This is a genomic window from Amaricoccus macauensis (assembly GCF_014201905.1).
In the GTDB taxonomy this organism is placed as follows: Bacteria; Pseudomonadota; Alphaproteobacteria; order Rhodobacterales; family Rhodobacteraceae; genus Amaricoccus; species Amaricoccus macauensis.
Genome location: NZ_JACHFM010000004.1, coordinates 277682 through 300326 on the forward strand (window position 1 = coordinate 277682; position 22645 = coordinate 300326).

Sequence of the window (22645 nt, forward strand, 5' to 3'; positions counted from 1 at the left end):
GGCCCGTTTCACGCACATCTCGCGGGCCGATCTTTTGCTCTTGCGCCCCCCCGCGCCCTCCCCTATATCCGCCCCCGGAACGCGGGTGTAGCTCAGGGGTAGAGCACAACCTTGCCAAGGTTGGGGTCGAGGGTTCGAATCCCTTCGCCCGCTCCAGTTTCTCGTAAGAGAAAATCTAAACGCAGAGAAGCGCCCTTCGGGGCGCTTCTTGCGTTTTGGCCTGCCGTTCGAGGGCCTTGCAGCGGCGCGCGCCTTTCCCCAAGCATCCGGGACCGGAGCCGGATGGAGGTGGTCGTGGAATCGTGGCAGTTCTGGGCAGTCCTGTCGGCGGCCTTCGCGGCGCTGACCGCGGTGCTTGCCAAGGTCGGCGTGGCGGCGGTCAATCCCGACCTCGCGACGCTCATCCGCACCGTGGTGGTCCTGTGCCTGCTGGCAATCCTCGTGGTCGCCACGGGGCAGTGGCAGGCGCCCCGGACCATCCCGGCACGAACCTATGTCTTCCTGATCCTGTCAGGCCTTGCGACCGGCGCGTCCTGGCTCTGCTACTTTCGCGCGCTCAAGCTCGGTGACGCCTCGCGCGTCGCCCCGATCGACAAGCTGAGCGTTGTCATGGTGGCGATCATCGCGGCGGTGTTTCTCGGAGAGCGCCTGTCCGCCACGAACTGGCTCGGCGTTGCAATGATCGCCGGGGGCGCCGTGCTCGTCGCCCTCAGGATCTGAGGCGAGCCGGCAGCCCGGCGCTGGTGGCCCCCGCCGTCCCGGCGAGGACCAGAGGCACTTCGGAAGTGGCCGCCGATCAGGAGACGAGCCGCTTCGCCGCGGGCAGCCGCGACAACAGCAGCGCATCGAAGACGACGGCGACAAGGATCGCGATCCCCGCCAGCGGGAAGGCGATCGCGAGCACGAGCCCGACGAGGACCGCGCCCTTCCAGAGCCCCATGTCGCGCGGCGCGGGCGGCGCGGCGAGGCGCAGGACGCCGGCGGGCCGCCGCTTCCACCACATCACCACCCCGGAGACGGCGAGGAAGATCACCCCGAGGCAGAAGATCGTGTTGAAGGCGACATTCGCCGCACCCATGTCGCCCTCGTGGAGCGCAATGCCCACCGCCATCGCCTGACCATAGATCGAATAGTCGGCGAACCGCATGTCGGCGAGGAGGTTGCCGGTGTAGCGATCGAGATGCACCGTGCGGTCCGTCGTGGGGTTCGGGCTGTCGTTGCTCATCGAATCACGCGAGATCGTCCAGACGCCGTCCTCGCCGCGCGGTGCCGCGAGCTGGAAGCGCCCGTCAAACCCGATCTCCCGCGCGATCGCCACGGCCTTGCCGAAGGTCAGCGGCTCGCCGTCCGCCATGCCGGGCATCGCCATGCCGGCGTGGGAGCCCGAGGCGGGCATCGGTGTCTGCTCCAGCGCCCAAGGCACTTCCTTCGCATTGCCGTGGTTCATGCTGGCGTGCGTCTTGTCCGAAAGCGGCACGGCGTCGTACTTCGCCGCCGGGAACGTGCTCCAGGCCTGCACGTACCGCTCGCCCCAGATTCCCGACCAGGAGAGCCCCGAGAGGAGAAAGGCGAGCAGCGCCAGCGACCACCAGATGCCGGTCGTCGCGTGCAGCGACTTCCAGAGCCCCCGCCCGCGGGCGCCGAGATTAGGCACGAGCGCGGCGCGCAGACTGCCCCCGCGCGGCCACCAGAGGTAAAGTCCGGTCACGAGCATCACCACCGCGAGCGAGGCCGCCGCCTCGATCAGCCGGTCGCCGAGGGTGCCGAGCAGCAGCGTCCCGTGGATCGTATCCAGCGTGTCGTACCAGCCGGCGCGGTAGGGGTACTGGTCCAGCACATCCCCGGCGTAGGGATCGACGGCGACGAGCGTCACGGCGTCTTCGCCGGTGCGCACCTTGAAGAGTGCCGCCTGATCCACCGACGAGGGCGCGATGTAGCCCGCGAGACTGCCGCCCGGAACGGCGGCAAGCGCCGCGTCCGCCTGCGCCTCGACGGAGATCGGCGTCCCCGCCGGCACGACGGGGATCCTCTCGCCGTCGCGACCGGAGAGCACGCTGATCCAGAGCATCAGCAGGCCCGTGGTGGCAAGCATGAGGAGGAAGGGGATGACGTAGAGCCCGGCATAGAAATGCCAGCGCCAGGCGGCAAAGTAGAAACGGTTCACGCGCGGCGCACCAGCGGGCGCCCCGGTGACAGGGGAAGTGGTGATCATGATGTCTCTCGCTTGACAGGCCTGAGGGTCCCCGCAGCGGGTACGGGGTTGCGCGTCGGAGCGCCGCAGCCCGACAGGGCACGGACGATCCGGGGACGGCTCAGGTCGTCGGAGGCGCGCGCGGGGGCGGACGGGCGGCGCGATAGCCCTCCGCCCGGATCAGGTGGCCGGACGGCCGTTTCACCTGATCGATGACCGGCGCCACGATGGCCGGAATCTCGGCCCGGACGGCCGTGTCGGCGCTGTGGGACAGCACGCAGTGGTCGGACTGCACCGTGTCCGGAACCGGGTTGCCATTCTCGTCGATGCGCAGGGTCACCATCCCCTGCCCGGTGCAGATCACCACCGTCATCGTGCCCGGCACGACCGACGCAGCCACCGCCGACACGCGCGGCATCAGCAGCGCGAGGGCCGTCAGGACGACGAGGAGAGAGCGCACCAGGCGGCGAGGCATGGCGCCCTTATGCCGCGCGCGGATCGCAGTGGGAAGTGAGGTCCGACGCCGCACGAGTCAAAGGTGCGCGGTCGTCGCGCCTCAGGGAATGAGCACGGTCGCGCCCATGGTCTGGCGGGCTTCGAGATCGCGGTGCGCGTCGGCGACGTCGCCAAGCGGATAGCGCTGGCGGACATCGGAGCGGATGGCGCCGGAGGCGACCGCGGCGAAGAGATCGGCCGCCCGGGCACGGAGTTCCGCCGGGGTCACGATGTAGTCGAAAAGCGTCGGGCGGCAGGCGTAAAGCGAACCCCTGGCGAGCATCGCAAGCGAGAAGCCCTCGATCGGCCCGGACGACTGGCCGAAACAGACGAAGGTTCCGTGAGCCGCGAGGCAGGCGAGCGAGCCCTTCCAGGTGTCGCGGCCGACACTGTCGTAGACCACCGGCACGCCGGCGTCACCGGTGAGCGTGCGAACCTTCGGCACGAAGTCCCCGGCGCGATAGTCGATGACATGGGCGTAGCCATGGGCCTCGGCGAGCGCGACCTTCTCGGGGCCGCCGGCGGTGCCGATGGCGGTAACGCCCTTCGCCGCCAGCCACTGGCCGAGAATGAGCCCGACGCCGCCGGCCGCCGCTTGCACCAGCACCGTCATCCCCGGCTCGACGCGGAAGGTCGAGTGGATGAGGTAGTGCGCGGTCAGCCCCTTCAGCATCAGGCTCGCGGCCGCCTCGTCGGTGACCGCATCCGGCAGCCGGACGAGGCGGTCCGCGGGAATGCTGCGGACGGTGGCATAGGCGTTGAGCGGCAGGGTGTAGGCGACGCGGTCACCGGGAGCGACGGACCGGACTCCCTCCCCGATCGCCTCGACGACACCCGCCGCCTCCGAGCCCGGCACGAGATCGTGCTCGACCGCCCACGGGTAGAGGCCGCTCCGGTGATAGACATCGAGGAAGTTGAGCCCGATGGCTGTGTGGCGGACGATCGCCTCTCCCGGACCGGGCGTCGGTGCGGCGATCTCGCGCTTCGCGAAGTTCTCGGGTCCGCCGGGGGCGGTCACGATCATGGCGTAGTCGGTCATGGCAGGCTCACCGGATGGTTGACGTGGGCGACAGGCATTGCGCTGGCGGGAAGCTCGCAGGTCACTCGGCAACGTCATCGAGCACTGCGCGTTCCCAAGGCGTCAGCGCATCCGGGTCCGCGACCCACGCGCGGAGCGCCGCCCATGCGAGCAGGCGGGCGTGGAGATCGGCGTCCCCGTCATGGGCACCGGCACGGATGGCGTCACGAACGTCGCCCACGGCGGCGCCAAGGCCCTCCGACCGGGCGGCCGTCGCCGCATCGCGGCGGGCGGTCGCGATGGCACTCGCGCAGAGCAGCGTGGCGTAGCGCGCGTCAGGGGCAAGGCCCGGCGCGGTGGCGCGGAGCACCTCGGCGGCGCCGTCGAGCAGCGCGAGGGCTCCCTCGCTCACGGCGCCGCTCAAGCCACTGCTCCCGGCGCGGTCATGCGGAGGAGGTTGAGCTCGACCGGATCGGCGATGCGGGCGGTCAGCGCCAGACTCAGAGCCTCAGCGCCGCTTGCCTGCCGCTTGCCCTGCTGGAGCGCGATCACCGCCCAGCGGATGTGCGCCATGACTTCCCACCAGTGGACACGGGCAGGCTCGATGGTCCGCCCGCTCGCCTCCGCGTAGCCGGCGTAGAACGGAGTCCGATCCGAGATGCCGCCGGCTTCGAGATCCGGCCGCGAGAAGCGCCAGCACCGGGCGCAGAACCAACCGAGATCGGCCATCGGGTCGGACCACCCGGCGAACTCCCAGTCGAGGATGGCGGTCAGTCCGCTGGCGTCAACGAGGAAGTTGCCGGTGCGAAAGTCCTGATGGGACAGCACCACCTCGCCCGGGGCGGGCGCGTTCACCTCCGCCCAGCGGAGACCCCATTCGAGGCCGGGACGCTCGATGCCCATGTCGTCGAGCCGGGCGCGCATCAGCGCGACCTCCGCCCGGGCGGGATCGGCGGGCTTCGGGCCGAGTACCCCTGCGAGGCGAGCGTCCGGCTCGATCGCGTGAATGCGGGCCAGTTGTCGCCCGAGGTCGCGTCCGAGCGCCGCGCGATCACCGCCAAGCGTCACATCGCGAACGATCTTCGGCCCGTAGCCCACCCCCGCCACCCGCTCGACCACCGCGAAGGGGCGCCCCGCGACGGCCGGGTCGCGGCAGAACCCGACCGGTTTCGGCACGGCGACACCCGCGCGCCATGCCGCGGACACCAGTTCGTGCTCCTCCTCGCGGCTCCGGCTCGCCTCGATCGTCCCCTCGGCGTCACGGCGCAGGACCAGCGCCAGCGCGGCGCCGTCGGCCCGGACATCGAGGCCCCAGCTTTCCTGTATCGCGCCGCCCGAGAGCTTTCCCGCGCCCTCGACGCTGACCGCTTCGGCCTTCAGCGCGTCCCCGAGCCATGCCTCGAGCGCGGCGTTCCCGACAAACGAGGTCACGCGCCCCACCGCCAGAAGTCGTCCCGCTCCCGGGCATAGGCGTCGGCCAGCACCATGCCGTGCACTTCGGACGCGCCATCGACGAGGCGGGCCTGCCGGGCATAGCGGTAAATCCACTCGAGGATCGTGTCCTTCGAGTACCCCCTTGCGCCGCAAAGCTGGATCGCGGTGTCCGCGGCCTTGTGCAGGGTGTCCGCGACGTGCAGCTTGGCCATCGACACCTCTTTCCGGGCGAAATCCCCCTGATCGAGCTTCCATGCCGCGTGCATCGTCAGAAGCCGGCCGATCTCGATGTCATGGGCGAGGCCGCCGAGCATGAGCTTCACCGACTCGCGGTCGGCGAGCCGCACGCCGAAACCGGTGCGCGAGTCGATGTAGTCCTGCGCGATGCCCATCGCCCGCTTCGCGAGCCCGAGCCAGCGCATGCAGTGGGTCAGCCGCGCGGTGCCGAGGCGGACCTGCGTGACCTTCAAGCCGTCGCCGATGCCGAGGAGCCGGTTCGCTTCCGGGATCTCCAGACCGTCAAAGCGCAGCTCGCAGTGGCCGCCATGCTCCTCCGGCCCCATGATCGGGATGCGCCGGACGATCTCCCAGCCGGGCTGGTCCTTGTGAAAGAGGAACGCGGTCAGGTGTTTGCGACTCTCGTCCGGGTTCGGATCGGTTCGGGCGATCAGGATGAAGTGCGCCGCCTCCCCTGCCCCGGTGATGAACCACTTGTGGCCGGAGACGCGCCAGACGTCGCCGTGGCGCTCGGCCAGCGTGCGGATCATCCCGGGATCCGAGCCGCCGCCCGGCGCGGGCTCGGTCATGACGAAGGCGGAGCGGACGCGGCCCTCGACGATTGGCGCAAGCCATTCGTCCTGCTGCGCCGGGCTCGCGAGGCGGGCGAGCACGTCCATGTTGCCGTCGTCGGGGGCGGCGCAGTTGAAGACGACCGGCCCGAAGATCGAGCGGTTCGCTTCCTCGTACATCACCGCGCGGGCGACGACGGAGAGACCCATCCCGCCCAGCGCGACGGGGGTTTGCGGCGCCCACAGGCCGTCGGTCCGCGCTTTCGCCCGCAACGGCTCCAGCACGTCGAGCCGGATGTTGTCATGCTCGTCCCAGGTCGTGCGGTCGGCCTCGACCGGCAGGACGTGCGCATCCACGAAGGCCCGCACGCGGCGTCGCAGACCCTCGACCTCCGGTGGGAGGGCGAAGCCGAAGCCTGTCTCGGAGGGTCGGCTGTTCTTCAAGATACCCGCGTCCGCTCTTGTCCCGGACTGCCGCAATCGAAGCAGTCCGGGACGAAACCTAGCGCGGTTTGGCGTGGCCCGCGAGACCGTTGGGCGAAGCGTGCGGGCTCAGGCGCCGGTCTCGGCCCGAACGCCCGCCCAGCGGTGCGAAAGGCCGACGTCGAGGTCGAAAAGATCGAGGACGCGGCCGACCGTGTGGTCGACCATTTCGGCCAGCGTCGTCGGCCGGGCGTAGAAGGCCGGGACCGGCGGATAGACGATCGCGCCCATCTCGGTCACCGCCGCCATCGAGCGGATGTGGCCGAGATGCAGCGGCGTCTCGCGCAGCATCAGGACGAGGCGGCGGCGTTCCTTCAGGGTGACGTCGGCGGCGCGCGTGAGCAGGCTCGCAGTGGTGCCGCAGGCAATTTCCGACAGCGTGCGCACGGAGCACGGGGCGACGACCATGCCGAGGGTGCGGAAGGATCCGCTGGCGCAGGCCGCGCCGATGTCCTTCGGCGCGTAGGTGACGGTCGCGAGCGCCTCGACGTCGCGGGGCGTGAAGTCGGCTTCGGCGGCGATCGCGACGCGGGCCGCCTGCGACAGCATCAGATGGCTGTCTATGCCGACGTCGCGCAGCACTTCGAGGATGCGCTTGCCGTAGATCGCGCCGGAGGCGCCGCTGATGCCGACGATGAGGCAGGGCCGCTCGGGGCGGTGGATCATCATGGCGGCTCCGATCACGCCAGCCCGGCGGCGGTGAGCACCGCCTCGGCCCGGGCGCGGGCGTCGGCTCCGACCTCGGCACGCACTCCGTGGAAGTCCGGGCCGCGGGTGGCGTCGAGACCCATCCGCGAGGTGGTGCCGATGCCCGAGGCCGACGGATCGAGCGCGTTCCCCGGCAGGTTGTCGAGGATCATCACGTCCCGGTGCGGCTGGAAGTGGGTGGAGAGCGCCCAGAGCACTTCGGAGTCGCGGGTCACGTCGACGTCCGCGTCGACCGCGATCACGGTCTTCAGATACTGGTCCCAGCCGAGAAGCCCGAGCATCACCTGACGGGCCTCGCCGACCCGGCTCTGGTTCAGCGCCACGTAGGCGTGGAAGTGCGTGCCCGACGCCGGGTAGTGCACCGCCGTCACCGCCGGGAACCGGGCTTTCAGCTTCTCCACCATCTCCGCCTCGCGCGGCACGCGGCCAAGGTTCAGATGCTCTGCGGAGGCGCCCCCGGTGACGCTGACGAGGATCGGCTGCCGCCGGCGCAGGATCGCCTCGACCTTGAAGAGGTTGTTGGTGGAGCGGTCCGAGGAATAGCCGGTGAACTCGCCGAACGGCCCCTCCTCGACGTGCGCGGAGGGATCGAGGATGCCCTCCAGCACGATCTCGGCGTGGGCGGGCACGCGGATGCCGTGCTTCGGCGTGCGCACGACTTCGAGCGGCGCGCCGAGCAGCCCGCCGGCCACCACGCGCTCGTCCTCGCCGAACGCAAGACGTGCAGACGCGGCGATCATGAAGAGCGGGTGTGCCCCGATCACCATCGCGACCGGCATCGGCCGCCCGGCCTCCTTCGCCATGTTGAGCAGCCGCCACAGATGGCCGCGGGAATGCAGGCTGGTGGCGAGCGTGTCCGGCGAATTGATCATTGCCCGGTGATAGCTGAGGTTGCCGGCACCGGTCTCGGGGTGCTCGCCGATGATGATGCCGCTGGTGATGTACTTCGCCCGATCAGTGGCGAAGTGCTTGATCATCGGCAGGGTCGAGAGGTCGATGTTGTCGGTGATGACCTCTTCCAGCACCGGCGCGTTCGCAACCTCGACCGGCTCGGTCCCGCGCCGGGCGGCGGCCTGGTAGGCGGCGTGCAGGCCGGGCTCGTCCGTGCCGAACATGCGCGCGATGCGCTGCCTTGAGCCGAAGATGTTCGTCACCACCTCGGTACCGATACCGGAGACGGATTTCAGTTCGACGATCGGAGCCCGGCCGCGCTCGGCGAGGGCGAAGACGAGGGCAGTGGCGTCCTGATCGTCGCTCACCGGCCCCGCGACGCTCAGCACGTCCTCGGGATGCGCCGCGCGGTAGGCGGCAAGGTAGCTGCGAACGTCCTGCGGGTGAAACACGGCATCCTGGCGCATCGGTCTGGCTCTCGGATCGGGCTCGGGCTGGGATCGGCCTCGGCGCGGTGAAGAGGAAAACGGGGGTGCGGCGCCGGGGGGGAGGTTCCCGGCGCCGCGGGCTTGTCAGGCGGTCGCGAGATGACGGCCGGTGGCCCGGTCAACGCCTGCGTACGTGTCAGTCAGGCGAGCCTTGGCGTCCTCGAGATTCGCCGGCGGCGGCGTGGGATCGATGCCCACGAGCTTCGCGACGTTGTTGCCGAGATAGCCCTCGAGGTCGTCCTCCGACAGGTTCATGCCCTGCGGTGCGTCGTGACAGAGCACCTCGAGCTCGCGCAGCCACATGCCCGGATCGTTCGGCGGCGAGTCGGTGCCGAAAACGATCTTGTGTTTCTCGAGCTGCTTGGCGAACTCGACGATGCGCGACTGGAAGCACCAGCCGGACTCGCAGTAGACGTTGGGCGTGTCGTGCGCCATCCAGAACGACTCGAACGAGTAGTTGCCGCCGGTCTGGATGCCGAAGTGACCGATGATGAAGTTGACCATCGGGAATTCCCGGATGATCGGATAGAACATCGTCGGGATGGTGTACGGGCCGTCACCGGTGTGGATGAGCACGACGACGTTGTACTTCGCGCACATCTTCATGGCTGGCCGCAGCCACTCCAGCGCCCGGTCAGGCCGGTAGCCGTGCATGTTGGCGTGCAGCTTCAGCATCTTGAAGCCGTACTCCTTGACGTGGAATTCCAGCTCCAGCGCGCCGTTCTCCGGGCCCCAGCGCGGGTTGAACGTGAAGTTGCCGATGAACCGGTCGGGGTAGTTCTGGCAGAGCTCGGCGATGTAGGACATGTAGTCGCGGATGCCGTCGCGGCCCATGCGGTTGCCGTCACGGTAGCCGGTGTTGCCCGGGGGCGGCTGGATGAAGCCCATGTCGATCCGGCGCGGCTTGCCGTTGATCATGTAGGGGCCGTCCATCAGCTTGAGCATCCGCTCGCCGGTGAACGGCGTGCCGGTATGCCGCCAGGCCTCGTCCACCAGGTTCGTGGGGTGGAGGTGGGTGTCGATGATCATTCGTGTCTCCTGTCGGTCGGCTCAGGCGGTCTCGAGAGCGATGCCGTGGTTGCGCAGGTAGGCCTCCGCCTCCTCGACGGAGCGCGGCGGAGCGGTCGGCTCGAGGCCGATCATCCGGGCGACGTTGTTGCCGAGGTAATCCTCGAGCGTGTCCTCATCGAGATTCAGGCCCTGCGGCGGCTCGTGGCAGAGCACCTCAAGCAGGTTGATCCACATGCCGGGCTCGTTCGGCGGCGTGTCGGAGCCGAAGAGGATCTTGTGCTTCGGCAGTTCCTTGGCGAACTCGACGATGCGCGACTGCAGGCACCAGCCGGACTCGGCGTAGACGTTCGGCGCATCGAGAGCCATCTGGAACGGCTCGAAGACATAGACGCCGCCGGTCTGCACGCCGAAGTGCGCGAGGATGAAGTTGACCGAGGGGAACTCCCGGATGATCGGGTAGAACTCGGTCGGGATCGAATACGGCCCGTCGCCGGTGTGGAGCTTCACCATCAGCCCGAGATCGGCGCAGACCCGCATTGCCGGGCGCAGCCAGTCGAGGGCACGGTCCGGCCGGTAGGCGTGCATGTTCGCCTGCAACTGGACCATCTTGAAGTCGAATTCCTTGGCGTAACGGGCGATCTCTTCCGCACCGTTCTGCGTGCCGTAGCGCGGGTTGTAGACAAAGCAGCCGAGGAAGCGGTCCGGGTGCTCGGTGACCATCTTCTCGGTGTAGGCCATGTACTCGCGAATGGCCGCCTTGCCTTCCTTCTCGTGCACGCCATGGGTGTAGATGGTGTTCCCCTGCGGCGGCTGGATGAAGGCCTTGTCGATCCGGCGCGGCTTGCCGCGGATCGTCCAGGGGCCGTCCATCATCTTCAGGAGCCGCTCGCCGGTGAACGGGTCGCCGTCGTGGCGCCAGGCCAGGTCGACGAGATCCGTCGGATAGCAGCTAAGGTCGATGATCATGCGATCCTCCTCTCGGGCTTGGAATCGAATGGGGACCGGCCAGCGGTGGACCGCGGCGCGGGTCGGGCACGCGCCGCGCCGGCCATGGGCCGGGACGGACGGTGCGTTCGAGGAATTCGGCTGGAAGCCATTGCTCACCCAATCGTGGACTGGTGAGCAATTATCGCCGCGTCGGAGCGCGACCTTTTGCTTCTACTCGAAGCTGATCACATCATGCCGGACGGCAGATTGTCAACAATCTTCTGGGCGGCGGGAGGCGATTCTGGTCCGTGGCGCGGCAAGGATCGCGCTCCGCATCGCGGCGGCGGCTGTCGACAGGGTGCGATGCCGGTGGGAGAGGAGCGAGGCGTCGCGGCTGACCACCGGATCGGTGAGGGGAACCGCCGTTACGCGCACTTGCGGGGCCAGTTGGCTGGTATTTTCCGGCAGCACGGCGACGCCGAGGCCAGCACCGACCATGCTGATCGCAGTCGTGGAGAATCGCACCGCGAAGGTCGCCGTCGCGGTGGGGGCCGCGACCGCAAGGGTGCGGTCGACGATGCTGCGAAGCGGATTGCCCTTGGCGAGCCCGATCAGCGGCTCACCCGCCAGTTCGGCCCATCGAATCGACGGTTGGACGGCAAACCGGTGATCGGACCGGCAGATGACGACGAGGCGGTCGGTGAGAAGCGGCGTCGCCGCGATGTCCGGCTCGTCGCCCGAGATGGTGCCAATGGCGAGGTCGACCGCATGGCTGGTGATCGCCGGGCGGATTTCTTCCTCGGGCATGTCACGCACCCGGACTTCGATCGCGGGCCACCGCGCCCGGAACGCGGCCACGACCGGCGGGAGATAGGTCGCCGCAAGCACGATCGACGCCGCCACCGTCACGCTGCCGCGACGAAGCGAGGCCTTGGCGCGCATCCCGGAGACGGCGGCTTCGAGTTCCTCGACGATCCGCTGGGCCTGCGGGAGAAACTCCTGGCCCGCGGCAGTGAGTGTGACCATCCGGTTGTGCCGGTCGAAAAGGCGCTGGCCGACCTCCGCCTCCAGCGTGCTGACCAGCATCGAGACCGCCGACTGGCTGAGAGAGAGCCGGTCGGCAGCGCGGCGGAAATGTCTGAGATCGGCGACCGCGAGGAAGGCCCGAAGCTGTCGGACGGTCACGTTCACGCTCGGCCCCCCTGCTTTGCCCGATCAGCGGACGGTGATCATATGCTCCCGGACACGGGCGCGCATCCCTTGCGGGGGAGAATCGCCGTCATTCGTTCACATATCCGAGCACTCCACGATCCTGCCACCACGCATACCCCTGATCTTGCCCCCGCAGCGGATCAGCCGGAGCCGCCGCCGGGCCCGGATCGCCTTGCCGCGAGCGCCGGCCCGTGGCGCAAGCGACGCATTTCCGGATTTCGAGGCAGGTCACGCCCATCAGCGGCGGTCCGCGGCACACCGGCAGGTGTCGGGGGATTTCGGCCTCGCCTGCATGGAGGCACGGCATCCGCCCGGGCGAGACGCCGTCTCTGCGCTCCGCGCGCGCATCATCACGCCCGCCATCCCGGACGGCTGTGGCGGGCGGCCGGCCGGGCGATCACCGCCTCGCTGCTTGCCGCGTCTGCCGGAGACCGCCCGTGTCGGCGATCTCCCGGGGTCCCCGCCTCGTGGGCAAGGGGCGCTCGACCGGCTGCTCAGCCGGAGGTGGGTGTCACGCCGCTGGCTCGATCGCGTCGAGACGCTTGCCGCCCATCATCAGGCCGATCTCCTCGATCCGCCCGCGCTCCGGAGGCACCTCGCCGATGAGCTCGCCGCCGCACATCACGAGAATCCGGTCGGCGACGGAGAAGAGCTCCTCGAGCTCCGTGGAGACGAGCAGGATCGCGGCCCCGGCATCGCGTGCCTTCAGGACCTCCTGCATGACGATCTCCATGGCGCCGATGTCGATGCCGCGGGTGAGCTGGTTGATCAGCATGAACCCCGGATTGCGCGCCAGTTCGCGCCCGACCACGAGCTTCTGCTGGTTTCCGCCCGAGAGCGAGCCGATCACCGCGTCAGGGTCGAGTGGTTTCACCCGGAACCGGCGGAGGATCTCCGCGGTCGCCTCGGTGATCGCGCCTCGGCGCAGCAGGCCACCGCGACTGAACGCGGGATCGCCGGAGCGTTGCAGGATCACGTTCTCGGCCAGAGTGAAGGGCAGGACGATGCCCATGCGGTGCCGGTCCTCGGGCACGTTGGCAACCCCGAGCCGCGACATCTCGGCCGGCGAGAAGCCGGTCACGTCGCGGCCGTCGAGCACCACCCGCCCCGCGTCGACCGGCAGCAGGCCGGCAAGCGCCAGCGAAAGCTCGGTCTGGCCATTGCCGGAGACGCCCGCCACCCCGACGATTTCTCCGGCACGGACTTCGAAGGAGACGTCGCGGACCGCCGGCAGGCCGCCCTCGTCGCGGCAGGTGAGCCCCTCGACGGCGAGGACCACCCGGCCCTCGTGGCTCGGGCGGCGCGGCAGTTCCATGAGCACGTCGCGGCCGACCATCTTGCGGGCGAGTTCCCGCGGCGTGGTGTCGGCGGCGCGGACGGTGTCGACAACGCGGGCATCGCGCATGACGCTGATCCGGTCGCTGACCGCCATCACCTCGTCGAGCTTGTGCGAGATGAAGACGATGGTCTTTCCGTCCGCCACGAGGCCGCGCATCAGGACGAGCAGGCGCTCGGTCTCCTGCGGCGTCAGGACCGCGGTCGGCTCATCGAGGATCAGAAGCTCGACACCGTGATAGAGCGCCTTCAGGATCTCCACCCGCTGCTGCTGGCCGACGGTCAGCGTCTCGACGATCGCATCAGGGCGCACGTCGAGGCCGTAGCGGGCGCTCAGTGCCTCGATGCGGCGATGGACCTCGCCCATGTCGCGGATCAGGCGGGCCGGCGTGCCCTGGCCGAGGATGTAGTTCTCGGCCACGGTCAGGTTCGGCACCAGCATGAAGTGCTGGTGCACCATGCCGATGCCGTGCCGGATGGCATCGCGTGGCGAGCCGAGCCGGATCGGCTCGCCACGGATCAGGATCCGCCCCTCGCTCGGCGAAAGAACACCGGCAAGGATGTTCATCGCGACACTCTTGCCCGCGCCGTTCTCGCCGAGCAGGGCGTGGATCTCGCCCTGCTCCACGTCGAGGGTGACGCCGGCGTTGGCGACGACCGCGCCAAAGCGCTTGTGGATGTTGTCGAGCCGCAGGAAGGTCGGGCCGGTCATGGGTGTCTCCTCAGCCATCGTAGGCGACGCCAAGCATCTTCGGTGCGCCGCGGCGGCTCCTCACCAGCACGAGCACGATGATCGTCATCACGTAGGGCAGCGCCTGGAAGAGCTGGTAGGGCACACCGAGCTGGGGCTGCGCCTGAAGCTGGAGCTGCACCGCGTAGAAGAGCCCGAAGAGCAGCGCCACGAAGAACGCGCCGACCGGCGACCAGCGGGCGAAGACCACCACCGCGAGCGCGATGAAGCCACGTCCCGAGGTGATGTTCTCCACGAACTGGTTCGAGTGCCCGAGGGTGAGGAAGGCGCCGCCAAGCCCCGCGAAGGCCGCGCCTATCAGGATCGCGCCGTAGCGGTAGGCGGCGACGCTGCGCCCGACCACCGCGACCGACTTCGGATGCTCGCCCACCGCCCGCAGCGTCAGGCCGAACGAGGTACGGAACAGCACCACCCAGACGAGGAACGTGAGCGGGATCGTGGCGTAGACGATGGCATTCTGCCGGAACAGCGCGGCGCCGATCACCGGCAGGTCGGACAGGAACGGGATGGCGATCGGCTGCGCGATCTCCACGCCGAGCCCGGTCGAGACGTAGAAGGTGCGGAAGAGGAACGCGGTCAGCCCCATGCCCAGAAGGTTGATCGCGGCGCCGACGACGATCTGGTTCGCCTTCACCGTGACCGTGAAGACCGCGAAGACAAGCCCGATCGCCATGCCGCCGAGGATGCCCGCGAGCAGGCCGAGCGGCACGCTGCCACTGGCGAAGGCGGCCGCGAAGCCGGTGAAGGCGCCCGTCAGCATCATGCCCTCGATGCCGATGTTGAGCACGCCCGCCCGTTCGGCAAAGACCTCGCCGAGTGCCGCGAAGATCAGCGGCGTGGCGAGACGCCAGCTCGCCCCGAGGGTGGCGGCGACAAGGCCGAGGTTCAGAATATCGTCCATCCGGGTCTCCTTCCCCTCAGCGCCGAAGCCGCAGTCGCGCGCCAAGCACGCCGAAGGCCACGACCAGCAGGATCACGATCCCCTGGATCACCTGGACGAGCACCTGCGGCACCTGTTCGTTGATCTGAAGCAGCTCCGAGCCGGACCGGAGCGCGGCGAAGAGCCCGCCCGAGGCGATGGCGCCGAGCGGGTTGTTGCCCGCGAGCAGCGCGACCGCGATGCCCTCGAAACCGTAGCCCGGCGAGATCGACTGATAGAGCCGCCGGGTGACGCCAGCGACCTCGAAGGCACCGGCAAGCCCGGCCATCGCCCCGCTGATGCAGATCGCGAGCAGCATGTTGCGCCCGACGTTCATGCCGGCATAGCGGGCCGCGTCCGCGCTGGTGCCGACCACGCGCACCCGGTAGCCCGCGCCCATGCGGAAGAGAAAGACATAGAGCAGACCCGCGAGGGCGAGCGCCACGAGGATGCCGAGGTGAAGCCGCGTCTCCGGGATGATCCGCGGCATCCACGCCTCGCGGGCGAGACGGGCGGATTGCGGATAGGCCGCGCCCGCGTCCTTCATCGGCCCGGTGACGAGCCAGCTCGTCAGGAACAGCGCGACGTAGTTCAGCATGATCGTCGTCACGATCTCGCTCGCCCCGAAGGCGACGCGAAGCGCCCCCGCGATGCCGGCCCAGAACGCGCCGGCGAGCGCCCCCGCGATGATCACCAGCGTGATGTGCAGCGCGGGCGGCAGGCCATGCAGGCTGGTGCCGACCAGCGTGGCGGCAATGGCCCCGGCATAGAGCTGGCCCTCCGCGCCGATGTTCCAGATACCACAGCGAAAGGCGACGCAGAGCCCCGCCCCGATCAGGATGAGCGGGATCGCCTTCAGGAGCGTCTCGCCGATCGAGCGGGTGTCGGCGAAGGAATCGACCAGCATCACGCGAAACAGCGCGGCGCCGTCGAAGCCGGTCGCGTAAAGCAGCAGCGCGCCGCACGCGAGCGCGATCACGACCGCGGCGGCGGGAAGGACGATGGCGCGGACGAGGGAGGCGAGCCGTCGCGAATTGCGGGCTGCGAGGCCGTCAGCGCCTGCGAGAGGTACGGCGGTCATGTCGGGATGGCTTCCTACTCGGTGGCGGGAAGGGTGGCGGCCCGTTGCCCCGGGCCGCCGCGGACGCTCAGTTGCCGCGGGTCACGATCTCGCCCGCCGCGATGCGGTCGGAGATGGCCGCAACCTCGGCCCGGACATCCGCCGGCACCGGATGTGCCGCCTCGTCACGGAAGGTGAACTGCATGACGTCCTTGTCCTTCAGGCCGAAGACCACGTTGGTTTCGGGAACGTCGCCGCCCTGGATGGCCCGCACCACCTTGGTGACACCGGCGGCGTAGTCGGTGACGTACATGCCGAGCACGTTCTGCGGCGCCACCTCGGTGTAGTCGCTGAAGATGCTGAACGTGCCGATGCCCGGCCCGGATTCCGCCACCGCCTGATAGCCGCCGACGGTGGCGCCGGATGCGTTCGGGATCAGGAAGTCGACGCCCTGCGAGATCATGCTGAGTGCCGCTTCCTTCGCCGCCGTCGTGTCGGTGAAGTTGCCGATGTAGGTCTCGGAGATCGGGAAGTCGGCGTTCACACTCTTCGCGCCGTTGATGAAGCCCTCGAACGCCTCCTGAATCGGCGGGATCTCCATGCCGCCAACCAGCCCCGCCTTCTTGCCGAGCTTCGCCGCGACGACGCCCATCAGGTAGAAGGCCTGGCTGGTATCGGTGTTGAGACCGATGACGTTGCCCTCGTGGATGTCGCTCGATGAAATCAGGAACACCGTGTCGGGGAAATCATAGGCGACGTCGATCGCGCTGTCCTGAAACTCGAAGCCATGGCCGAGGATGACGTTGTAGCCCTGGGCCGCGTAGTCCCGGAACGCCTTCTCGAACGCCGCAGGATTCTGCTGGAGCTCCACATAGCTCACCTTGGCGCCGAGATCGCTCTCGACCCGCTTCAGGGCGTTGAAGCCGATGCGGTTCCAGCCTTCCTCCGAAACGCTGCCGGGAACGAGGAGCGCCATCTTCAGTTCATCGGCCGTGGCGGCCGTGGCGAAGAGGAGCGTGGCGGCGGTGGTGGCCAGGACTGCTCGTCTGGTGAAAGTCATCTCTTGATCCTCCCGGAAAGTTTTTCTGTTGTGGCTGGCGCCAGCCAGCCGGATCCGAACCCGCTCCGGCGGAGCCGGCTGGTTCCCTTCGAGACTATTGGAATTCCACGATATCTCTTCCGTCGGGCGCTTCCGCCCGATCGGATCTCGGGCTAGTTGTCGCGGCTGCGGGTACGGATGTCCCCGGCGATGATCTGCGTCCGCGCCGCGTCGATCGCCGCCCTGACGTTCTCGGCGACGGCCGGCTCGGCCTCGGGGTTCAGCTCGAAGTGCATGACGTCGGTATCCCTCAGGCCGAACACGATGTTCGAGGCGGGCGCGAAGCTGCCCTTCTTCACCTCCGAGGCGATGCGGACGATCCCCTGGCCGTAGTCGGCGACATAGACGCCGAGGATGTTCTTCCGCGCCACCGCACGGTGATCGCTGTAGACGCTGAAGGTCCCGACGTTCGATTCCTTGGCCGCCTGGATGACGCCGAGGCCGGCTGCGTTCGCATTCGGCACGAGGAAGTCCGCGCCCTGGGCCACGAGACTCAGCGCCGCCTCCTTGGCCGCGGAAATGTCCGTGAAGCTGCCGATGTAGATCTCGGACATCCTGAAGTCCGGGGAGACGCTCGCCGCGCCGAGACGGAAGCCCTCGAATGCGTCATGGATCGGCGGGATCTCCATGCCTCCCACCAGACCGGCAGCGTCGCCGGTCATCGCGGCGAGGATGCCCATCAGGTAGAACGGCTGGCTCGAGTCGGTGTCGAGGCCCACCACGTTGCCGTCGTGAATGTGGCTCGATGAAATGAGGAAGGTGGTGTCCGGGTAGTCCGGCGCGACGGTGAGCGCCGCGTCCTCGAACTGGAAGCCGTGGCCGAGCACGACGTCATAGCCCTGACTGGCGTAGTTGCGGAACGCCGTCTCGAACGTCGCGGGGTTGTCGTGAAGCTCGACATAGCTGACCCCGGCATCGAGCTCTGTCTCGACACGTTTCAGCGCGTCATAGGCGATGCGGTTCCAGCCCTCTTCCGAGACGCTGCCCGGAACGAGCAGTCCCATGCGAAAGCCGTCCTCCGCGTTGGCGGCGCTGACAAAACCCAAGGCTGCTGCGATCGCCATCCCGGCGAGGGCAGCGGTGAAGCGGAACATGATGTGATCCTTCCTCATCGGCGGCCGGAGGCGCGCTGTCAGGTTACGGAATGCTCGGAGACCACCCGGCCGCGCGCCAGGACGCACAGGTTGTCCGGTCCGCCGGCGACCAGCGTGTCAATGTCAGGGCAGTCAGTGATGAGTAAATTTGCCCATGCCCCGGTGCGGAGGCCATAGTCGTCACCAAGCCCCATCAGCTGCGCCGGAACCTCCGTGGCCATGCGGTGGGCGAGTCCGAGTTCGTCGCCGCGCAAGTGGCCGGCGAGAAGCGTCCATCGGGCGATCTCGAGCATGTCGCCGGAGCCCGTCGGGACGAACGGATCCTGAATGTTGTCGGAGGCGGTGGCGACGGGGATCCCGGCGCGCGCCAGATCCGCGACACGGGTCAGACCGCGCGGCGGCAGCATGTCGGCATCGCGACCCTGAAGGTAGAGGTTCGCCGCCGGCAGGGTGATGACGCCGCAGCGCGCGGCGGCGATGCGCTCCCGGATGCGCTCGTACTCGGCGCGCGGCAAGGCGGAGAGGACGGAGCAATGACCGAGGACCGTGCGGCCCTGCATTCCGAAGCGCTCCACCCGGTCGAGCACCGCGTCGAAGAGCGGACGCGCGGGGTTGAGATGTTCGTCGAGGTGCAGGTCGACGGGTTTGCCGTGCCGCACCGCCGCCTCGAAGATCACGTCGAGATAGCGCTCGGGGTCTTCGCTCACTGCGGGAGTTCCGCCCACCGCGTCGGCAAGGCCCACCGCGGCGTCGATGTTCGCTGCAAGCCAGTCGAAGTCCTGCCCCGGGTGCGGCGTCATGAAGGCGACGAGCTGCAAGGTCACGCGGTCCGCCCATTCGGCGCGCAACGCCGCAAGCGCCTCGATGCCGCGGAAGCCTGCGTCCTTGTCGACGTTTATGTGGCTGCGGATCGCCGTCGTCCCGCGCGAAAGGCAACGTCCGAGCGTGCGGCCGGCGCGACGCGTGATGTCATCCGGCGGCGCCGTCCGGGCATACTTCGCGAAGGCATCCCGGGCGCCCTGCAGCGTGCCGGACGGGTTGGGCGTGAAGCGCAGCACTCCGGTCTTGTCGAGATGCTGATGCGCGTCGACAAGGCCCGGCGAGACGAGTTTTCCGCTGATATCAACGCGCTCGACTCCGGGACCTGAAGCGAGCCCGAGGCCCAGCGCCTGGATGCGACCCTCCGGCGAAATCAGAAGATCGCCCTGCACCGTGCCGCCGTCGATGGCGAGCATACCACCGGCGAGCAGCCGTGGTCCGAGCCTCACTGCGCTCTGCTGGTCCAGCATGACGACTTCCCCCCTCGTCGTTTGATTGTTGACAATAGGAGGGTGGAGTTCGATCAGGCAAACTAATTATAATTATTAAATGATCAGATAATCAGATCAATCCCCCTGCGCCGAGCGCAACACGAAATCGCGGAACTGCCTTGCCGCCGGAGACAGCGAGCGATCGCGTTTCAGGATCACTGAAACCGCCCGCGACAGCACCGGCTGGCCGGGCGTCACGGTGACGAGGCCCATGGCCCGCACAAGCCGTTCAACCGCACAGGTCAGCACCGCGATCCCGAGTCCACCCTCCACCATGCCGACGATGGTGAGTGGCAGGGTGACGTCCTGCACGGCACGGTGAAACTTGAGCACGATCCCCTCGCGGGCCAGCTCTGCCTCGAGCCGCTCGCGGATCGGGTTCCCGGTCTGCGGCCCGATCAGCGGAATCCCTTCAAGATCGGCCCAGGAGAGGTTCTTGCGGCGCGCCAGCGGATGTTCGGGACGCAGCACCAGCAGGAAGACGTCGTTCGAAAGGCGGGTGCCGACGATCTCGCTGTCGTCATCGGGCACAGTGCCGATGCCGATGTCCACGGTCCCGCTTTTCACCATGTCGATGACGGCCCGCTCCGAAACGTCGTACATCCGCACCTCGATGGTGGGGAAACGCTCGTTGAAGGCGCCGATGACCCGCGGCAGGGTCAGGGCGGCCTGCAGCGTGCCCGCGGCGACGGCGACCCGGCCGCGGCGCAGCAGCCCGAGTTCCTGCGAGTTCTCGACGATGATGTCGACATCGGAGACCGCGTGCCGCGCCACCGGCAGAATGTCTTCGCCTGCTTCCGTCAGACGCAGCACCCGGGTGTGACGGTCGAAAAGGCGAAGGCCGAGGCTCCGCTCGAGCTGCCGGATCAGCGTGCTGACAGCGGATTGCGAGAGGTCGAGCCGCTCTGCCGCCCGGGTGAACTGGCCCGTGTCGGCGACGACGACGAACGCCCTGAGCTGCTTGAGGGTCGGCTCCATGGCCAATCATAGGCTTACTAGATGAATATAGATAGTTGGGGCCGTTGCTTCATGGAACCCTTCGCCGCAGCATGGCGGCACTCCGGCGAACCCAACGGCGAATCCAAGCCCTGTTCGTGCCGGCAAATCCATGAATATCAGGGGGGAGGGACATATGGCGCTCACTGCGGCCGCACATCCCATTGAAGACCCGATCGAACAAATGTTCCCGCTGCCGAAGCTCCTCGCGCTCGGCCTTCAGCATGTGCTCGTCATGTACGCGGGTGCCGTCGCGGTCCCGCTGATCATTGGCAATGCCATGCACCTCGACAAGCATCAGATTGCGATGCTGGTCAGCGCCGATCTGTTCTGCTGCGGCGTGGTGACGATTATTCAGTGTCTTGGTGTCTGGAAGTTCGGCGCTCGCCTGCCAATCATGATGGGCATCAGCTTCACGGCAATTCCGGTGATCATCGCCACCGGCTCCGACCCGGCATCCGGGATGCAGGGCGTCTTCGGCGCCGTCATCGCATCGGGTGTCTTCACCGTTCTCGCCGCGCCGTTCTTCGGGCGCTGGGTCCGGTTCTTCCCGCACGTCGTCACCGGGTCGGTCATGCTGGTGATCGGCCTGTCGCTGATGCGGGTCGGGGTCAACTGGGCTGCGGGCGGCCAGCCGATGATCCGCGGACCGGAGGGCGCCATGGTGGCGAACCCGGCCTATGGCGAGCCGTTCGCGCTGGCGGTTGCGGCAATCGTCCTGCTGACGATTCTCCTCCTCACCCGGTATCTCAAGGGCTTCCTCGCCAACATCGCCGTGCTCATGGGCATCGGAATCGGCTTTGCGATCGCCATCGCCTTCGGCCGCGTCGACTTTCACGGTGTTGCGGACACGGGCTGGGTCACGATCGTCCGGCCCCTGGCATTCGGTGTGCCGGTCTTCCATCTCTGGGGCACGCTGGCGCTCTGCGCCGTGATGACGGTGATGATGATCGAGGCGACCGGCCAGATCATTGCGATCGGCGACATTGCAGGACAGAAGATCAGCGAGGACCGGCTGGCGCGCGGACTTCGCACCGACGGTATCGGCAACATCATCGGCGGCCTGTTCAACACCTTCACCTACACCACCTACGCCCAGAACGTCGGGCTTCTGCAGGTAACCGGCGTGCTCAGCCGCTGGGTGGTTGCGGCCGGTGGCGCGATGCTGATCCTGCTCGGCTGCCTGCCGAAGGTCGCCTTCGTCAGCGCGTCGATCCCGAGCTACGTCGTCGGCGGCGCCGCGATCCTGATGTTCGGCATGGTGTCGGCGACCGGCGTGAAGATCCTCGCCAAGGTCGACTTCGTCCACAACCGCCGCAACCTCTACATCGTGGCGGTCAGCGTCGGCCTCGCCATGGTGCCGGTGGTCGCTGACGGGGTCTTCGATCAGCTGCCGGAAGCGGTCAGCCGGTTCTTCCACAGCGGTGTTCTGGTCGGCACGTTTACCGCGGTACTCCTGAACCTGCTCTTCAACGGTGTGCCGAAACGGGAGACCACCGGTTCCACCCCGGTGGTCCCGCAGACTCCGGCCGAGGTCAACGCCTGACCTCTGCCGGGCAGAAGGGAGCTGGATGGCGCGGGGGGCGTCGTCCAGCCCCCTTCACTTTCCACGCGGCACGCGCCACCTTCGCACCCGGGGTCTCGCATTTGATTGTTGACAATATTTCGGCTGACTGCCACGCTTTGATTGTCAACAATCTCCGCAGGCGGGCACCGTGGAACGCAGCGCAGCCGAATCGCATCAGCCGGACTCCGAAGAAGATGCGCTCCCAAAGAGCGGGCCGGAGGCGGAAGAGCGTGTCGTGCGCGTTGTCAGCCAGGCACTGCACCGACGCCGGCTTCGCCCCGGGGACCGACTGGTCGAGCGCGAACTCTCGGAAGCCGCGGGGGCCAGCCGTCTCGCGGTCCGAAACGCGCTCCTGCGCCTCGCTCAGGCCGGCCTCGTCGATCTGCACCGCAACAAGGGGGCGAGCGTGATCGAGTGTTCGCCCGATCTCGCGCACCAGATCATGACGGCGCGCATCGTCAATGAACGGGCGGCGCTCACCAGCCTCGCCGGACGGCTCGACGATGCCGGCCGCAGCCGCCTCGAGGCCATCCTGCGCGCCGAGTCCGCCGCCTATGACGACGGCCGGCGCGAGGAGGCGAGCCACCGTGCGCGGGAGTTCCACATCGCCTTCACCGAACTCGCCGGCAACGCGATGATCGCCCGCTTCGTGCGCGAGCTCATCGACTGCCAGCCGCTTCTCGCCGGGCGCTCGGCTCATGTCCCGGTGCTCTCCGGTGTCCCTGCGCACACCAAGACGCTCGCCGCGCTGCTGCGTGGCGATGGCGAGGGCGCCGCGGAAATCAACACCGCGCTGCTGACCGAGATCGAGAAGACCCTGACCAGCGCCGGCGGCCCTCAGGACTAGGCCGCCCGCCCCCGAAGAAGC

The 22645-nt window shown here is 68.3% G+C and carries 21 protein-coding genes and 1 tRNA gene; 4 read left to right on the forward strand and 18 right to left on the reverse strand.

Translation table 11 applies throughout. The features are described from left to right. The first annotated feature begins 81 nt into the window (after positions 1 to 81). Positions 82 to 156 (forward strand) — tRNA-Gly (locus HNP73_RS18695). A 132-nt stretch (positions 157 to 288) separates the two neighbouring features. After that, a complete protein-coding gene (locus HNP73_RS18700; RefSeq protein WP_343063368.1) occupies positions 289 to 720 on the forward strand; it encodes an EamA family transporter in 432 nt (143 codons plus the stop codon). Between the two features lie 76 nt (positions 721 to 796). On the opposite strand, the gene HNP73_RS18705 is transcribed toward HNP73_RS18700, so the two are convergent. The 18 genes from HNP73_RS18705 to HNP73_RS18790 form a co-directional block, all read right to left on the reverse strand. Then, entirely contained in the window at positions 797 to 2209 is a 1413-nt protein-coding gene (locus tag HNP73_RS18705; RefSeq protein WP_425486649.1) for a PepSY-associated TM helix domain-containing protein, read from the reverse strand. Between the two features lie 103 nt (positions 2210 to 2312). Continuing rightward, on the reverse strand, positions 2313 to 2666 hold the full coding sequence (locus HNP73_RS18710) for a DUF2946 family protein (RefSeq protein ID WP_184153515.1): 354 nt from the start codon (positions 2664 to 2666) through the stop codon (positions 2313 to 2315). An 81-nt stretch (positions 2667 to 2747) separates the two neighbouring features. Further along, positions 2748 to 3725, reverse strand: coding sequence for a quinone oxidoreductase family protein (locus HNP73_RS18715; protein ID WP_184153518.1), 978 nt, complete (start codon positions 3723 to 3725; stop codon positions 2748 to 2750). A 61-nt stretch (positions 3726 to 3786) separates the two neighbouring features. Next, complete coding sequence (locus tag HNP73_RS18720; RefSeq protein WP_184153521.1) at positions 3787 to 4128, reverse strand: hypothetical protein; 342 nt, start codon at positions 4126 to 4128, stop codon at positions 3787 to 3789. Then, positions 4125 to 5135, reverse strand: coding sequence for a phosphotransferase (locus HNP73_RS18725; RefSeq protein WP_184153524.1), 1011 nt, complete (start codon positions 5133 to 5135; stop codon positions 4125 to 4127). Before HNP73_RS18725 ends, HNP73_RS18720 begins: the two co-directional genes overlap by 4 nt. Continuing rightward, the gene (locus HNP73_RS18730; protein ID WP_184153527.1) at positions 5132 to 6370 is read right to left on the reverse strand and encodes an acyl-CoA dehydrogenase family protein; all 1239 of its coding nucleotides are present in this window, start codon (positions 6368 to 6370) and stop codon (positions 5132 to 5134) included. The genes HNP73_RS18725 and HNP73_RS18730 overlap by 4 nt, the downstream gene beginning before the upstream one ends. 108 nt (positions 6371 to 6478) lie before the next feature. Further along, entirely contained in the window at positions 6479 to 7078 is a 600-nt protein-coding gene (locus tag HNP73_RS18735) for a UbiX family flavin prenyltransferase (RefSeq protein WP_184153531.1), read from the reverse strand. 11 nt (positions 7079 to 7089) lie between these two features. After that, complete coding sequence (locus tag HNP73_RS18740) at positions 7090 to 8475, reverse strand: UbiD family decarboxylase (RefSeq protein ID WP_184153534.1); 1386 nt, start codon at positions 8473 to 8475, stop codon at positions 7090 to 7092. A 105-nt stretch (positions 8476 to 8580) separates the two neighbouring features. Next, positions 8581 to 9525, reverse strand: a complete 945-nt coding sequence (locus tag HNP73_RS18745) for an amidohydrolase family protein (RefSeq protein ID WP_184153537.1) — start codon at positions 9523 to 9525, stop codon at positions 8581 to 8583. 21 nt (positions 9526 to 9546) lie between these two features. Beyond that, on the reverse strand, positions 9547 to 10473 hold the full coding sequence (locus tag HNP73_RS18750; protein WP_184153540.1) for an amidohydrolase family protein: 927 nt from the start codon (positions 10471 to 10473) through the stop codon (positions 9547 to 9549). Between the two features lie 231 nt (positions 10474 to 10704). Then, complete coding sequence (locus HNP73_RS18755) at positions 10705 to 11625, reverse strand: LysR substrate-binding domain-containing protein (RefSeq protein ID WP_184153543.1); 921 nt, start codon at positions 11623 to 11625, stop codon at positions 10705 to 10707. A gap of 532 nt (positions 11626 to 12157) precedes the next feature. Then, positions 12158 to 13693, reverse strand: a complete 1536-nt coding sequence (locus tag HNP73_RS18760) for an ABC transporter ATP-binding protein (RefSeq protein ID WP_184153546.1) — start codon at positions 13691 to 13693, stop codon at positions 12158 to 12160. A gap of 10 nt (positions 13694 to 13703) precedes the next feature. After that, complete coding sequence (locus tag HNP73_RS18765; protein WP_184153549.1) at positions 13704 to 14633, reverse strand: ABC transporter permease; 930 nt, start codon at positions 14631 to 14633, stop codon at positions 13704 to 13706. A 16-nt stretch (positions 14634 to 14649) separates the two neighbouring features. Next, positions 14650 to 15732, reverse strand: a complete 1083-nt coding sequence (locus HNP73_RS18770; RefSeq protein ID WP_184153552.1) for an ABC transporter permease — start codon at positions 15730 to 15732, stop codon at positions 14650 to 14652. A gap of 67 nt (positions 15733 to 15799) precedes the next feature. Beyond that, on the reverse strand, positions 15800 to 16771 hold the full coding sequence (locus HNP73_RS18775) for a BMP family protein (protein ID WP_184153555.1): 972 nt from the start codon (positions 16769 to 16771) through the stop codon (positions 15800 to 15802). A 152-nt stretch (positions 16772 to 16923) separates the two neighbouring features. Further along, positions 16924 to 17904 carry a BMP family protein gene (locus HNP73_RS18780; protein ID WP_221288832.1) on the reverse strand — a complete coding sequence of 327 codons (981 nt, stop codon included), beginning with the start codon at positions 17902 to 17904 and terminating at the stop codon, positions 16924 to 16926. A gap of 38 nt (positions 17905 to 17942) precedes the next feature. Further along, positions 17943 to 19193: an amidohydrolase family protein gene (locus HNP73_RS18785; protein WP_184153561.1), complete on the reverse strand. Its 1251-nt coding sequence runs from the start codon at positions 19191 to 19193 to the stop codon at positions 17943 to 17945. Between the two features lie 96 nt (positions 19194 to 19289). Beyond that, positions 19290 to 20192 (reverse strand): LysR family transcriptional regulator, encoded by a 903-nt coding sequence (locus HNP73_RS18790; protein WP_184153564.1) that lies wholly within the window; start codon positions 20190 to 20192, stop codon positions 19290 to 19292. Positions 20193 to 20346: 154 nt separating this feature from the next. On the opposite strand from HNP73_RS18790, the gene HNP73_RS18795 reads away from it, so the two are divergent. Then, positions 20347 to 21756 carry a nucleobase:cation symporter-2 family protein gene (locus HNP73_RS18795; protein WP_184153567.1) on the forward strand — a complete coding sequence of 470 codons (1410 nt, stop codon included), beginning with the start codon at positions 20347 to 20349 and terminating at the stop codon, positions 21754 to 21756. 256 nt (positions 21757 to 22012) lie between these two features. Beyond that, positions 22013 to 22624 carry an FCD domain-containing protein gene (locus tag HNP73_RS18800; RefSeq protein WP_184153570.1) on the forward strand — a complete coding sequence of 204 codons (612 nt, stop codon included), beginning with the start codon at positions 22013 to 22015 and terminating at the stop codon, positions 22622 to 22624. Positions 22625 to 22645: the final 21 nt, after the last annotated feature.

What these genes read in the sequence shown, in the direction of transcription:
- HNP73_RS18715 (WP_184153518.1), bottom strand. Translation starts at nt 3,725, where the DNA reads ATGACCGACTACGCCATGATCGTGACCGCCCCCGGCGGACCCGAGAAC.
- HNP73_RS18740 (WP_184153534.1), bottom strand. Translation starts at nt 8,475, where the DNA reads ATGCGCCAGGATGCCGTGTTTCACCCGCAGGACGTTCGCAGCTACCTT.
- HNP73_RS18780 (WP_221288832.1), bottom strand. Translation starts at nt 17,904, where the DNA reads ATGTTCCGCTTCACCGCTGCCCTCGCCGGGATGGCGATCGCAGCAGCC.
- HNP73_RS18795 (WP_184153567.1), top strand. Translation starts at nt 20,347, where the DNA reads ATGGCGCTCACTGCGGCCGCACATCCCATTGAAGACCCGATCGAACAA.
- HNP73_RS18745 (WP_184153537.1), bottom strand. Translation starts at nt 9,525, where the DNA reads ATGATCATCGACACCCACCTCCACCCCACGAACCTGGTGGACGAGGCC.
- HNP73_RS18760 (WP_184153546.1), bottom strand. Translation starts at nt 13,693, where the DNA reads ATGACCGGCCCGACCTTCCTGCGGCTCGACAACATCCACAAGCGCTTT.
- HNP73_RS18785 (WP_184153561.1), bottom strand. Translation starts at nt 19,193, where the DNA reads ATGCTGGACCAGCAGAGCGCAGTGAGGCTCGGACCACGGCTGCTCGCC.
- HNP73_RS18775 (WP_184153555.1), bottom strand. Translation starts at nt 16,771, where the DNA reads ATGACTTTCACCAGACGAGCAGTCCTGGCCACCACCGCCGCCACGCTC.
- HNP73_RS18790 (WP_184153564.1), bottom strand. Translation starts at nt 20,192, where the DNA reads ATGGAGCCGACCCTCAAGCAGCTCAGGGCGTTCGTCGTCGTCGCCGAC.
- HNP73_RS18735 (WP_184153531.1), bottom strand. Translation starts at nt 7,078, where the DNA reads ATGATGATCCACCGCCCCGAGCGGCCCTGCCTCATCGTCGGCATCAGC.
- HNP73_RS18710 (WP_184153515.1), bottom strand. Translation starts at nt 2,666, where the DNA reads ATGCCTCGCCGCCTGGTGCGCTCTCTCCTCGTCGTCCTGACGGCCCTC.
- HNP73_RS18770 (WP_184153552.1), bottom strand. Translation starts at nt 15,732, where the DNA reads ATGACCGCCGTACCTCTCGCAGGCGCTGACGGCCTCGCAGCCCGCAAT.
- HNP73_RS18765 (WP_184153549.1), bottom strand. Translation starts at nt 14,633, where the DNA reads ATGGACGATATTCTGAACCTCGGCCTTGTCGCCGCCACCCTCGGGGCG.
- HNP73_RS18750 (WP_184153540.1), bottom strand. Translation starts at nt 10,473, where the DNA reads ATGATCATCGACCTTAGCTGCTATCCGACGGATCTCGTCGACCTGGCC.